The organism is Mycoplasma sp. 5912 (assembly GCF_054353835.1).
On the sequence record NZ_JBTHHI010000004.1, the window covers coordinates 64,100 to 78,363 of the forward strand.

The following is a 14,264-nucleotide window of genomic DNA, read 5'->3' on the forward strand; positions in this document are numbered from 1 at the left end:
TAAAAAGTATGTAATTTTATATAAAATAAATATTTTCATAATTTCCATAAAAAGATATCGTTATTTAACGATTATAGAGTAATAATATCTCATATTGCTTTCTTATATCATATGTTATAAATATAAGAATATATATATAAAAGTATTTCCACATTTTACAAGATAGAAATTAATAAAAATATTTATGTATTAAAATTATAAAAAATCTATAAAAATATTTTGTTTTTTGTTGTTTTTCGCTATAATAATTTAGCAATTTATAGGCACTATAGCCAAATGGCCAAGGCATGGGTCTGCAAAACCTTGAGTGCGGGTTCGAATCCCGTTAGTGCCTCCATAATTAAATGCGCCCGTAGCTCAACTGGACAGAGTGTTAGGTTACGGCCCTAAAGGTTGCGGGTTCGACTCCTGCCGGGCGCGCCATATATTTAATACCATATAACCCCGTTTTGGGGTATTTTAATACACTTTTATATAAATTTGGATGCATTGTTGGTATTAGTTTGTAATATATTCAAAACAAAAAAAGTAAACCAGTTTTGATAAAAACATGAAATGAATTTCATATTTTTTCTAAAAAATTCAACAACTTATATAGATAAGAGTATAATACTATCAAATAGTTATTTAAAATAAAGGAGAAATTATTATGAAAATGAAAGCAATTACATTTAATAAAGAAGGAAAAGTACAGTTAGTTGACTTTGACAAACCTAGAGTTATTAAACCTACCGATGCAGTTGTTCGGATTTTGAAAACTACTATTTGTGGAACAGATTTACACATTTTAGGTGGAGATGTTCCTGAAACACAACCTGGTAAAATCTTAGGACACGAAGGAATTGGTATAGTTGAGGAAGCAGGTTCAGCAGTATCTAACTTTAAAGTAGGTGATAAAGTTATTGTTTCATGTATTACATCATGTAATAAATGCTACTACTGTAAACGTGGTCTTCCCGCACACTGTGAAACAGGTGGATGAATTTTAGGACATAATATTAATGGAACACAAGCAGAATTTGTACACATTCCACATGCTGATGGTTCATTATATCATGCACCTAAAACAGTATCTGATGATGCTTTAGTAATGTTATCTGACATCTTCCCTACCTCATTTGAAATCGGGGTACAAAGTTCTCATATTAAACCAGGAGATACTGTTGCAATTATTGGAGCAGGACCAATTGGTTTAGCCGCTTTACTGACAGCACAATTTTACTCACCATCAAAGATTATTATGGTTGATTTATCAGAATCAAGACTAGAATTTGCAAAAAAATTCGGTGCAACACATACTATTAAATCAGGTAATTTAGAAGAAATTAAAGCAAAAGTTTCGGAAATTACTAATGGACATGGAGTAAATGTGGCAATGGAATGTGTTGGTTATCCAGCAACATTTGATGTAGCACAAAATATAGTTGCTATCGGTGGACACATAGCTAATGTTGGAGTACATGGTAAACCAGTAAGTTTTGAATTGCAAAAACTATGAATTAAGAACATTACTTTTTCAACAGGTTTAGTAAATGCAACAACTACACAAATGCTTTTAGATGTCTTAGAATCAGGAAAAATCGATGCAAGCAAAATGGTAACACACCACTTTAAGCTTTCAGAAATGGAAACTGCATATAACATCTTTAAGCATGCCGGAGACAATAGAGCGCTCAAAGTTATTATTGAAAATGATTTAACTAAATAACAAAATCCAAGGATTATCCTTGGTTTTTGTTTCTAGTCATAAAAAGAAAAAAAGTATAAGTGAGAACTTATACTTTTATTTTGTTTATTTTTTTAGTTTGTTTAATTGATGTACTGCATTACGTGCAGCTTCTCATAATACTTCTGAGAAAGTTGGATGTGGGTGTATAGCAGAAGCTATTTCATAGATAGTTGATTCTAAATCCATAGCTAAAACAACCTCTGAGATTAAGTCTGTTGCTGTTCCACCAATAATGTGACATCCAAGAATTTCACCAAATTCTTTTCCAATAATAAATTTAGCAAAACCTTTTTCTTCGTGTGCTGCTAATGCTTTACCAATGAATGTGAATTGGTGTTTAGCTACTATAAAATCTTTACCTTGCTCTTTTGCTTGTTCTTCAGTTAATCCGACAGTTGCAATTTCTGGATGGGTGTAAACGCAAGCAGGAACGGTTTTTGAAGAGTATTTAACTTCTTTTTTAAGAATGTTAGATACAGCAACAATTGCATGTCTGTAAGCAACATGTGCTAACATTGATTGACCTACAACATCACCGATACCATAAACACCATCAACATTGGTTTTACAGAATTCATCTACTAAAAGTTGCTTACGATCTCCAAGTTTGATTCCGACTTCTTCTAAACCAAGTGATTCTGGAACTCTACCAACAGAAACTAAAACTAATTCTGATTCAATTGATTCTTCCTTACCATTTACAGTATAGAAAATTTTGTTGTTTTCAAATTTTGTTGTATTTGCATTAGCAATAACTGTAACACCTGCTTCTTTTAAATCAGCAGTAACTTGTTTGATAATATCTTTATCAAGCATTGCTAAAACAGTTGGAAGGTTTTGTAAAATAGTTACTTTTGTTCCAGCAGCAGAAAATACTTGGGCAAATTCAACCCCGATTACACCTCCACCAACGATAGTTAATGATTGTGGTTTGTTTTTAAGGTTAATTGCTTCCTTTGAAGTAATTAACTTACCTGATTTATAACCTTCTTCAAATCCAGGAAGTGGTATTTTACGATCAGATGAACCGGTTGCAATGATAATATTTTTCCCACGGTAAACTTTTGAATCAACTTCAACTTCATGGGCTCCAATAAATTTTGCTGTTCCAAGGATAGTTTTAACCTTGTTCATACGCATTAGAGCTTGTACACCATTAGTAAGTTGTTTTACCACACCGGCTTTTCTGGCATGCATTTTTTCTCAGTTTACACTAACATCAATTATTCCATCAATTCCAAAATCGTGTGCATGTTTAATATTTGATAAAACTTCAGTAGTTTTTAATAATGCTTTTGTAGGGATACATCCAACATTTAAGCAGACTCCACCTCAAAATTCTTTTTCGATGATTAAAGTTTTTAATCCAGCACCACCTGCTTCTTCAGCGGCTAAATATCCACCAGGCCCAGAACCAATAACAATTAAGTCAAATTCTTCTTCAACTTTACCTGTATATGCTTTTCCTGTGTTCTTTGCCTCAACTGCAGGTGCAGCAGATGTTGAGGCAGGTGCAACTGGTGCAGGTTTGGTAGCGGTTGCTGGTCTTTTGAATGAAGAAAGGTCAAAAAGTTGATTTGAAACCTTAACTTCACCTACAACTGAAGCTCCCCCACCTTCTTCAGCGGGTTCTTCTTTAGTTGGTGCAGGAGCAGCGACAGGGGCTGCTTCTTCAACATCTCCACTTCCATCATCGATATAATATATTTCTTGGCCAACATGGATAACATCCCCGACAGCCATTAAAACCTTCACAATTTTACCAGTTGCAGGTGAAGGGATATCTGAAGTAACTTTATCGGTTTCAACAGAAAAAAGCGAATCACCTTCTTTTACTTCATCACCTTCTTTTTTGTAAATTTCAGCAACTGTTCCCTCGTGTAATCCTTCTCCTATATCAGCAAATTTAAATTTATGCATACTATAAAACTCCTAAAATTTCTGGTTTTTCAAGTAATTCTTTAACTCTAGCAGCGAATCTACCGGCAGCAGCACCATCAATTCATCTGTGGTCTGCAGCGACGGTAAAGTTCATTACTTTACCAGGTACAATTTGCCCATTTTTAACAACTGGTTTATCAAGAATAGCTCCGACACCAGCGATTGATATTTCAGGCCAGTTAATAACAGGTGTTCCAAATAAAGCACCTACTGAACCATAGTTAGTAATGGTAAATGATCCACCAGACATTTCATTAGGTTTAATTTTTTTATCTCTAGCAGCAAGTGCTAAACGGATAATTTCTTTACCTAAATCCACGATTGTAAGGTTTTGGGCATCTTTTACTACAGGAACCATTAACCCAGCTGCTGTATCAACAGCAATTCCTAAATTAATAGTTGTAGGATAAACGATTTCGTTAGCTGCTTCATCATATTTAGCAGCAAAAATAGGGAATTCTTTTAAAGCAGTAATAATTGCTTTTGCAATGTAAGGTAAGAATGTTAATTTTACCCCAGTAGCTTTTTGCACATCTTCTACGATTGATTTTCTTAAATCTCAAAGACGTGTTACATCAATTTCATTTACTAATGAAAAGTATGCAACAGATGCTTGTGAAGTTTTCATTGCACGAGCAATAGCATTACGGATTGGAGTAATTTTTTCTCTTCTTCCGTCTAAGGTAACAGGTGCAGGTTTGCTCACTACATCAACATGTGCTGCAGGAGCAGCAGAAGTAGCAGCAGGTGCAGCGGTAGCAGGGGCAGCAGGTTTTGCAGCAGGTGCTGCAGCAAATGCACGAACATCTGCTTCAGTAACTCTACCTTGTGGCCCTGTTCCAGTTACTAAATTAATATCAATTCCCAATTTGTTCGCTACAGCACGAGCAATAGGAGTTGCGATTTTTCTTTCCATAAATTTCCTTTCTAGTAGTTAATTATAACCTAAAAAGAAACAACCTCTTTAATTTTAGCAACAATTTTATCACTATCAATTGCGTGATATTTTTCTCCACGTGCTAAAGGAACTGTGATGTCGTATCCGGTTAAACGTGCTAAAGGAGCTTGTAAGTATTCAAATGCTCTTTCGTTTACTCTAGCAATAATTTCTGCTGAAACTGAAAATGATCTAACGGCTTCATGAACCACAAGTAATCTTCCGGTTTTCTTAACTGAATTTACAATAGTTTCAGTGTCAATTGGTTTAATAGTTCTTAAGTCAATTAATTCTACACTGATTTCTGGATTAGATGCTTGAAGTTTTTTAAGTGCTTCAAGTGATTCGTGAACTTGTGCTCCGTATGTTACAAGAGTTAAGTCGTTTCCTTCAACTAAAACATTTGCTTTTCCAATTGGAACTTCATAAATTTCAGCTGGAATTTCTTGTTTAAATGAACGGTAAATTTTCTTTGGTTCTAAAAATACAACTGGATCTGGGTCATTGATAGCTGCTATCATTAATCCTTTTGTATCATAAGGAGTTGATGGCATAACAACTTTTAATCCAGGAATGTGTGAATAAAGTGCTTCAATCGCTTCTGAGTGGTGTTCGAGAGCTCTAACTCCACCTGCCATAGGCATTCTTAATACCATTGGAACTGTTACTCTTCCACGAGTTCTGTTTCTATATCTAGCTGCATGCACAAAAAGTTGTTGAAATGCAGGGAAAGAGAATCCTTGGAATTGAATTTCAACAATAGGTTTTAGTCCATAAATAGCTGCTCCAACTCCAACACCACACATCGATGCTTCAGCAATAGGTGAATCTCAAGCTCTGGTAAGCCCGTATTTCTTTTGTAATCCTTCGGTTGCTCTGAAAACTCCACCTTCATACCCTGCATCTTGTCCTCAAAGAACAACTGTTGGATCTTTTTCCATCATTAAATCAATAGCATTAGTTAAAGCACCAATGTTATTTAATGTAACTGTTTTATCCATTATTTACTCTCCTTTAAGTTTGCATAGTAAGCTAAAGCCTCTTGTTTTTGTTCTTCTAATTCAGGTGTAAGTGTGTGATAGGTGTAGTCAAATACTTCATTGATGTCTACATCTAATTCTTCTAATGATTCATTGTATGCTTTCTTAACTTCTTCCATTGCAGATTCTCACATTTGATCTCTTTCTGCTTCGGTTAAGTATTTTTTATCGTATAGATATTTTTCAATACGGTGCATAGGTTCTCATTTTTCGTGTTCTTTTTCTTCTTCAACAGTACGATATACTCTAGGGTTATCTGATGTTGTATGTGGTCCTTGTCTTCAAGTAATGAATTCGACTAAAACAGGTCCATTTCCTTCGCGAGCAAATTCAACTGCTTCTTTCATTACTACATAAGAAGCTAACAAGTCATTTCCGTCAACACGAACTCCTGGCATTCCAGCAGCAGCAGCCTTAGCAGCAACTGTTTCAGAACCAGTTTCAAATTTTTCAGGTGTTGAAATACTTCATTGATTATTGTTTACACAGAAAACTGATGGTCATTTTCAAATTGAAGAAATATTAATTGCTTCATAGAATTCACCTTCAGCTGTTCCCCCGTTTCCAACGAAAGAAACTGATACAGTTTTTTTACCTAGTTGTTTTGCTGCATAAGCAATTCCTGCAGCATGTGAACATTGTGTTGCGATAGGAACATTAACAGGAAGTAAATTAATCCCTTCTGGAACTACACTTCCACGTTCATTTCCATTTCAGTATAATAATTGATTTTTAATAGGCATTCCCATATAAAGCATAGTTGCATTTGAACGGAATGCTGGAACAAATCAGTCGTCTTTGGTTAACACCATAGCAGACGCTACTTGTAATGCTTCTTCACCAAAGTTAGGTGCAAAAGTAAGCATTCTCCCTTGTCTTTGAAGTTGTGTCATATATTCATCTTGTCTTCTTGAAAGAACCATGAATCTATATGCTTTTAACAATTCTTCTTTTGATAATTTAGGGTCGTGTTTTTTACCTTCGGCTGTTAAATTTCCATCAATGTCTAAGAAACGAACAATTTCTTCTTTTTTAGACATTACTAATCCAGGTTTTACAAATTTAAAAGTCATAACATCCTTTCTGATTTAATGTTTGATTTAAAGGAAAATTTCCTTATTTTTTGTTGTAATTTAGATTTAAAGCATTTAAAATGGTTTGGATTACAAAGTTAAATGGTTTGTTAAAGTGTGGCAAGAAGTAAAAGTCCATTAATGCAATTTGTGGTAAGGTTAATCTTTCTTGAATTGCTAATGATAGCATATAAATTACCTCGGTGTGGTTTGCTTCTTTACCTACTGAACCAATTTGTGCTCCTAAAAGTCTAAGTGTGTTTTTGTCATATGTAATTTTCATTCATACTTTATAGTGTTTACGCATAAATTCAGGACGATCATTGTCTTCAAAGTATTCTACAGCATAAGAATCTTTGAATTTTGGATGTCTAGATGCTGCTACTTCTGAAAGTCCTGTTGATGAATAGTTGAAATCGAACACACTAATAGCGTTAGTTCCTGAGTATCCAGGAAATGGAATAGTTTCGTTTCCTGCTAAGTGGAAAGCAGCAACAATACCAGTTTTAACAGCATTTGTTGCTAAAGCGATGTTTACATATTCATCTGAAACATTGCTAATCATTGAAGCTGCATCACCGATAGCATAAACATCTTGATCTGATAATGATCTTTGGAATTTGTCAACTTTAATTGCACCATTAGGTAGTTTGTCAACACCTTGAATTAATTCGGTTTTTGGTCTAAATCCGATAGCTAAGATTACTAAATCAGCATCGTATGTTCCTTTGTCTGTAACAACAGCAGAAACACATTTTCCGTCTTTAGTTGTAAATCTTTGAACTTTTTCATTAAGTTGTAATTGAATTCCGTTTTTTACCATAGCTGCTTCAACTTTGTCAGTAAATTCTTTGTCAAAGTAGTTTGGTATAATGCGGTCTTGCATATCAATTAAGGTAACATGTTTTCCATATTTATGGAATGCTTCGACAATTTCCACACCAATGTATCCAGCACCAATAACAACAACATTTCTCACATCTTTTGATTCTGCCTTAGCCTTAATTTCTTTTGCATGTGCAAAGATTTTAGAAACTAAAATGTTGTCTAAGTGAATGTTTTCAAAAGGTGGAATAATTGGTCAAGTTCCTCCAGCATATACAAGTTTGTCATAGTAGTCTTTAAAAACTTGTCCAGTTCTTAAGTCTTTAACTACAACATATTTTTCTTCACGATTTACTTCTATAACATCATGAGCGTCTTTGATGTCTACTCCAAGTGATTTAAGTTGTTCAATACTTGAGTAGAATAATCCATCTGGATTAGAAAATTCCCCACCAACTCATAGAGCAATACCACATCCTAAAAAAGAAATGTCAGTATTTTTGTCATATGCCACTAAATGTGAGTCTGGAGCAATTTTCTTCATTGTTCTTAAAAATGAAGTCCCAGCATGGTTTGCTCCTATTGATATAATTTTCATTAAATAACCTCCGTTTTATTTAATATGAATAATTATAAATTTTTTTATTCTTTATCAGAATAACAAAAAGCATTCATATTATTTATAAGATTGTAATGCAGTAATTAAAACTGTATTATAAACATCTTCTGTGGTTGATCCTCTTGATAGATCGTTTACAGGTTCAGCAATCCCTGTAATAACTGGTCCGATTGCACCGAATCCCCCAAAACGTTGTGCAATCTTATATCCGATGTTACCTGCATCTAAATTAGGGAACACAAAAACATTTGTAACTCCTGTATATGCAGGTTTTTTGTATTTTGATTGTCTTACTTTTTCATCAAATGCTGCATCAAATTGGATTTCTCCTATTGCTTTAGTATCTGAAAGTTCGTTAAATTTTGCTGTTGCTTCAGCAGATAATTTTGACTCATCGCTAACTGCTGAACCATCTGTTGAAAAAGACAAGAAAGCTACTTTTGGATCAAAACCAAGGCTTTTAGCAAATTCGGTGGCATTTAATCCGATTTCTGCTAATTGATCTGCATTAGGTTTGATGTTGACTGAAATATCTGAAAATAGGTATTTTTGTTCATCCTTATGCATAATCATAGCAGAAGAAATAGTTTTGATGTTTTTCTTAGGTCCGATTACTTTAAAAGCAGCCCGTAAAATATCAGCTGTTGTGTAATTTAATCCACCAACAACCCCATCAACTTCTTTGTTTTTAAGCATCATCATTGCATAAAAAGGTGCTTGTTTAAGGTTTTTAACTGATGCTTCTAAAGTTTCCTTTCCTTTTCTTAATTCAAAATATTGCTTTGCATATTCTGATTTTTTCTCATCTGAGATAACTTCCTGCTTGATATTAGGTGTAAGTGAGCAGTTGTGTTGTGAAACTAATAACACAATATTTACTAAATCACTTTCAGCAACTTTAGCTGCTGCCTGAATCGATCTTTGATCTTCACCATCAATAAGCAAAATAGTCTTCTTACTCTTTAATTGAGTATTTTTTTGATAAATTGTATTTTCTAATTGTTTTTGGAAATTCATCCTTCTCCTTAAATATTAAATACGATTATATTATAATATATTCTAAATAAAAATCCTTAATATAGCAGTATTTTTGCAAAATCTGCTTTAAATATGAAAATGTATGCAATAAATTTGCTCAATTTGTCATTAAAAGTTTATTTTATAATTAAAAATACTGCTTTTTATTAACTTTTTCATTTGTATTTATATAGTGATATAATTAAATAATGAAGAAGCAATTTCAAACAGTAACAAGCAAAGAATTAAATTTATCTTTTGATTTCGAGATTCTAAATCATCAAAATCGTATTTTGGATATAAAAATTAATGGATTACTTCGTAATTTAAAGTATTCTGATGAATATTTTGACTGATTCATCGAAGATTTATTATTTTTGCTTGATAAAAATCGATACCAAAAACGCTGAGATTATGGACAAATCAATATTTTTGGTGTTACAAATTTAAATCTTAAGGAAAATGAAACAAAATTTGTTAAACTTTTTAAAAGTATAACAAATTTTGATTTAGTAAATAAGGAGTAAAAAATGAAAATATATGTATGTAAGGAAACTACACCATTTTACACACTTCCTCTTGAAGAAATAATGGCTAAAGATGAAGATAATCATGAAGATATTATTTATCTTTATCAACATGCTAATGATGTGATTATTGGACGTAATCAAAATGCATATAAGGAAGTTAAATTCGATGTTTTAGAGCGTGATAAAATAGGTTTATATCGTCGTTTATCAGGTGGTGGAGCTGTTTATCATGACCTTGGTAATTTAAATTTCTCATTTATTACTAATGATAAAACAGAGCATAGTTATCAAAAGTTTTTAGAGCCGGTTCTTAATTTCTTAAAATCACTTGGTTTAGATGCACAATTTAAAGGAAGAAATGATTTAGTAGTAAATGGTGCAAAATTTTCAGGTAATGCACAATTTATTTATAAAAATAAAATTGTACACCACGGAACTATATTATTTAATGTTGATTTAACAAGACTTTCAACTGTTTTAAATCCAAGTAAATTGAAAATGGAATCTAAAGGAATTAATAGTGCAAGACAAAGAGTGACAAACATTTTAGATGAATTACCAGTAAAAATGAGCATTGATGAATTTAAAAATAAATTCATCGAATATTTAATGCATAAATATGATGCAAAATTGCTTGATATACCTGAAAAATATACTACCTTAGTTCCACAATTGCGCAAAATTAGATCATCAAATGAGTGAGTTTTAGGTAAGAATCCGGAATTTTCCTTTTATAGCGAAAAGAAAACAGATGGTGGAATTTTACAAATAAGTGCTAATGTAAAAGAAAACAAGATAGTTGAAATTAAATTTGAAGGTGATTTTCTTACCTTACTAGGAACCGAAAGCATCGAAAGTGCATTAGTTGGACTTGATTTTGAGAAAAATAAAATATTAGAATTTTTAAAATCAGTACCTAATTTAGATAACTATTTTGGAAGCATTAGTCCACAAGAAATAGTTGATATTATGTTTGGTGAATAATGGAAAGTAAATATATAGAGATTTTAAACGAAAGAATACATTATATAGAAGAAAACACCGGTAAACCAAAAGTTTTATTTTTACACGGATTTAATTCCTCTGCTGCTTTTGCAAACCAAGTTTACTTACAGAAAAATCGTAATTATGATGTAGTTGCTATCGATTTTCCCGGTTGTGGTTTCAGTAGTGCTAAAGAAGCAATATCAATTGAGTTATATCAGCAGGTTGCATTGGAATTTGTAAAGCAATATAATTATGATTTTAAACTTGTTATTGGGCATTCACTTGGAGGAGCAAGTGCTTTGTATTTATTAAATAATAATTTAGTTAAAAAAGCATTACTAGCAGCACCGATAAATTATGAAATTTTGGATAATAAATTAGGTGAAAGTGTTGAAGCAGCAATCAAAAGAATGAAAAGTTGACTCATACCTGAAAATTATGATTCAGCTTATGAAAGTTCAGATAATTTGATTTATAATGATAAACTGGATTATCGTAAAAACTTATCAAAAGTTGCTACGATGTTTTTGAAATTAATGGATAGAAAGCGACCTATGTTTTTAAATATGGTTACATCACAGATTTTAAATCTCAATTACCTAAAAACAAGCATTAAAAGTTTATATCAAGCAAATAATGACTATGAATTTATTACTGGTATTAATGATAAATTTGTTCCTTACTTTACTATAAAAAATATTGCAAATAAGATGCAAAAAAATGTAACACTTTTGCAAAATTGTGGACATGCCTTATTTTTTGAGCAACCTGAAGCAATAAATAAAAAAATTAATCAACTTGTTGAGTATTTATATATAAAAGGTTAATAACCTTTTATTTTCTTATTCTGGAGTCTTATGTTATATATTGATTTTGGTAATACATTAATTAAAATTGGTTATTTTTTGAATTCAAACTTAATAATTGAAAAATTAGAGGTGAAATTATTAAGTTTTGATTCATTGAAAGAAAAAATTGTTCAAATAAAAAACAAAATAAATATTAAAAGTATTATTATTTCTTCTGTTAAACCAGAAAAAAATATCATTTTATCGCAAGTATTTGATTTTTTAAAAATAAAATATAAATTTATTTCATATTTGGATTTCAATGAAAATGATTTAACATTCAATAAAAAAATAGCAAAAGAAGAAGTGGGAAATGATATATTACTGGCTGCATATTATATTGGGCATAAATATGAAAGTGGTTATGTAGTTTCATTAGGGACAGCATTAGTTTTAAGTAAAACTGAAAATAAAAAAATAATCGGTGTTAGCATAATGCCCGGGATAAAAAAAGGTTTAAATGCACTTTTTGATAATACTTCATTAGTTAAACAAATCAAATTAAATAAAGATATAAAAAATATCGGTTATAATACTTCTGATGCAGTTTCATCAGGGATTCAATTTAGAATTTTATCTTTAATTATGTATTTAAATTATATAAATAAGCAAAATTATAAAATAATTTTCACCGGAGGAGATTTAAGTTTCTTTAATAAAGAAATTTTTAATAATATTGAAGAGGAAATTGTTGTAAAATCTTTAATTTTATTTACTAATAATAAACTCAAAGAAAGTATATAAGAAAGGAAAATATGAAGAGAAAATTATCTCTATTAACATTTGTTTCATTGCTAACATCTGCACTTGCAATTTCATGTGGGACAACTAACCAACAAAAGCAACCACAAAAATATAAAATACTTGTTTCTGGTGTTGAAAATAAAGCAAATAAGTATATTTTAACATTAAAAGCATATGAAATTCCAATTTCGTCAGATATAACAACTGATAAAATACAAATACAAATAAGTGGTTTAACTGAAAAATTGACAGCAATAAGTTTTGATAAAAATTCAAGGGAAATTAAATTTAATGTAACTAATTTAGACTTTGATAAAGATTATAAGATTGAAAAATTAATTGTAGATACCAATCAAATAAGTACTAATTTGGTTTTTAAAAAACAAAGACCAAAACAAGAACCGAACCCAATTCCACAACCATCAAAACCAGATAAACCAAAAGAACCCGTGACCCCCCCGCCTTTACCACCGGATTTTCATATTCCTACACAAGACTATAGTAAAAATAATCAATATCCAGATTTTGTTAAGCAATATAAGGTAGTAGATAGAAAACAGTTATATAATGAAATTTTTGATCGCAGTTTTGCTATAAAATTCGGTGTTGGTAATAAGACAGGTGATCACAGTAATGATTTTCGTTCAACAGATAGTGGGACAGCATGATTACTTGATTATCATAAACAAGACGATAATAAATATAAACTTTTCTTAGCAACTAATTTACATGTTGCAGCTGATTTATCAAATACATTAGATGAAAATGTTGCTAATAAACTTAATTATATTGATCCAAGAAATATTAAAGCTCGTTCAATCTCAATAGGTAAAGCAGCAAAAAAAACTGATTTTACAATCAAAGAAAATAACTATAATTATCAAGCAGATAGCGCAAATACTGTTAAATGATTCGCATCAGCAGATGAATTTTTGGATGCAAATAAGTCTGATTCAGCCGCATCAGAAACTACAAAAGCAGTAGGTATATCATCTCCAAAGTTAATTTTTGCAGGTTTTGATTTTATTGATCACAAATATATTCAACCATTTCAAGATAATTTAAAGAAATTAGCACAAGAACGACTAAAAAATTATACTACTGATGCTGATCCCGATGATGAAAGCGATGAAGGACATATTTTAAAGCAACAATTAAAAGATGAGAATTTTTATCCATTTTATACAGATTTTGCTGTTTTTGAAATAGATATTGATATGTCTAAGTTAAATACTCAAGCACAGCAAATGTTTAAATTGGCTATAGCAGGTGTTGATTCTTATTTAGCTAGACTAAATGCAACAAATCAATTACCTAATCAAGATAAAAAAACTTCTGTATATATGCAAACTGTTGATTATATGAGTGCATTTAATGAAAAAAACCAAAACAGTTTAACTAATTCAAAAGAAGTATATATAGGTGGCTATCCACAAGCTGATGCATCAGGAACAGCAGCATGAAGTATTAATAATCCAACTGAAAGAAATTCAACTTCTTTAAAATGAAATTCACGAAGTAAATCAAATGAAAAAACTTTTGCATTACCTACAAATAGCGCAGAAGAAAAGATTAATAGTGGTAATTATACACCTTATACTTCAGCACAAGGAAGATTGCTAGGTAATTATTATGGTTATAATTATTCAATTTGATTTTCATCATTATATTATGGAGCATCTGGTTCGCTTGTGTATAATGAATTTGGACAAATGATAGGTATATATGATGCAGTTGCTTCAGATGTTCAAAAGAATGACTTTTCTAAGGTAGCTGGATTTGCACCGTTCTTTCTATCACATGATTTTGGTAAATTAAAAGCATATAATTTAATTGATGGGAGTGATAAGAAGAAATACCCGGCACAAACAGCTTCGTATCGTCAAAATTTATCAATAATTTATCCGAATGGTTTTGATAATTCACAAACACCGTTTAAGACAGCATTATTTCCAAATGGTTTTAAATAAATAA

Annotated in this window: 12 protein-coding genes and 2 tRNA genes; 8 read left to right on the forward strand and 6 right to left on the reverse strand. The window is 31.2% G+C overall.

Annotation, left to right across the window (positions count from 1 at the left end):
* Positions 1–262 precede the first annotated feature (262 nt).
* The 3 genes from ACXYRP_RS02055 (at position 263) to ACXYRP_RS02065 (ending at position 1,708) form a co-directional block, all read left to right on the forward strand.
* Positions 263–337 (forward strand) — tRNA-Cys (locus ACXYRP_RS02055).
* A gap of 9 nt (positions 338–346) precedes the next feature.
* Positions 347–423 (forward strand) — tRNA-Arg (locus ACXYRP_RS02060).
* A gap of 226 nt (positions 424–649) precedes the next feature.
* Positions 650–1,708, forward strand: coding sequence for a zinc-dependent alcohol dehydrogenase family protein (locus ACXYRP_RS02065; protein ID WP_458615111.1), 1,059 nt, complete (start codon positions 650–652; stop codon positions 1,706–1,708).
* A gap of 84 nt (positions 1,709–1,792) precedes the next feature.
* Here ACXYRP_RS02065 and lpdA read toward each other — a convergent pair whose 3' ends face one another.
* From lpdA to ACXYRP_RS02095, 6 genes are all read right to left on the reverse strand, one after another.
* Positions 1,793–3,649 carry a dihydrolipoyl dehydrogenase gene (gene lpdA, locus ACXYRP_RS02070; protein ID WP_458615112.1) on the reverse strand — a complete coding sequence of 619 codons (1,857 nt, stop codon included), beginning with the start codon at positions 3,647–3,649 and terminating at the stop codon, positions 1,793–1,795.
* Between the two features lies 1 nt (position 3,650).
* Positions 3,651–4,586, reverse strand: a complete 936-nt coding sequence (locus ACXYRP_RS02075; RefSeq protein ID WP_458597250.1) for a 2-oxo acid dehydrogenase subunit E2 — start codon at positions 4,584–4,586, stop codon at positions 3,651–3,653.
* Between the two features lie 29 nt (positions 4,587–4,615).
* The gene (locus ACXYRP_RS02080) at positions 4,616–5,608 is read right to left on the reverse strand and encodes an alpha-ketoacid dehydrogenase subunit beta (RefSeq protein ID WP_435130232.1); all 993 of its coding nucleotides are present in this window, start codon (positions 5,606–5,608) and stop codon (positions 4,616–4,618) included.
* Entirely contained in the window at positions 5,608–6,720 is a 1,113-nt protein-coding gene (gene pdhA / locus ACXYRP_RS02085; RefSeq protein WP_435130234.1) for a pyruvate dehydrogenase (acetyl-transferring) E1 component subunit alpha, read from the reverse strand. The genes ACXYRP_RS02080 and pdhA overlap by 1 nt, the downstream gene beginning before the upstream one ends.
* A gap of 43 nt (positions 6,721–6,763) precedes the next feature.
* A complete protein-coding gene (locus ACXYRP_RS02090; RefSeq protein ID WP_458597251.1) occupies positions 6,764–8,143 on the reverse strand; it encodes an FAD-dependent oxidoreductase in 1,380 nt (459 codons plus the stop codon).
* A 78-nt stretch (positions 8,144–8,221) separates the two neighbouring features.
* Entirely contained in the window at positions 8,222–9,181 is a 960-nt protein-coding gene (locus ACXYRP_RS02095; protein ID WP_458614201.1) for a phosphate acetyltransferase, read from the reverse strand.
* Positions 9,182–9,390: 209 nt separating this feature from the next.
* Between ACXYRP_RS02095 and ACXYRP_RS02100 the strand changes: the two genes are divergently transcribed.
* Genes ACXYRP_RS02100 through ACXYRP_RS02120 form a run of 5 tightly spaced genes read left to right on the forward strand, consistent with a single transcriptional unit; the run spans position 9,391 to position 14,260 of the window.
* Entirely contained in the window at positions 9,391–9,708 is a 318-nt protein-coding gene (locus tag ACXYRP_RS02100) for a hypothetical protein (protein WP_435130242.1), read from the forward strand.
* Between the two features lie 3 nt (positions 9,709–9,711).
* Complete coding sequence (locus ACXYRP_RS02105) at positions 9,712–10,695, forward strand: lipoate--protein ligase (protein WP_458614200.1); 984 nt, start codon at positions 9,712–9,714, stop codon at positions 10,693–10,695.
* Entirely contained in the window at positions 10,695–11,525 is an 831-nt protein-coding gene (locus ACXYRP_RS02110) for an alpha/beta fold hydrolase (protein ID WP_458614199.1), read from the forward strand. The genes ACXYRP_RS02105 and ACXYRP_RS02110 overlap by 1 nt, the downstream gene beginning before the upstream one ends.
* A 30-nt stretch (positions 11,526–11,555) precedes the next feature.
* A complete protein-coding gene (locus ACXYRP_RS02115) occupies positions 11,556–12,290 on the forward strand; it encodes a type III pantothenate kinase (RefSeq protein ID WP_458597255.1) in 735 nt (244 codons plus the stop codon).
* 11 nt (positions 12,291–12,301) lie between these two features.
* A complete protein-coding gene (locus ACXYRP_RS02120; protein ID WP_458597256.1) occupies positions 12,302–14,260 on the forward strand; it encodes an MIP family Ig-specific serine endopeptidase in 1,959 nt (652 codons plus the stop codon).
* Positions 14,261–14,264: the final 4 nt, after the last annotated feature.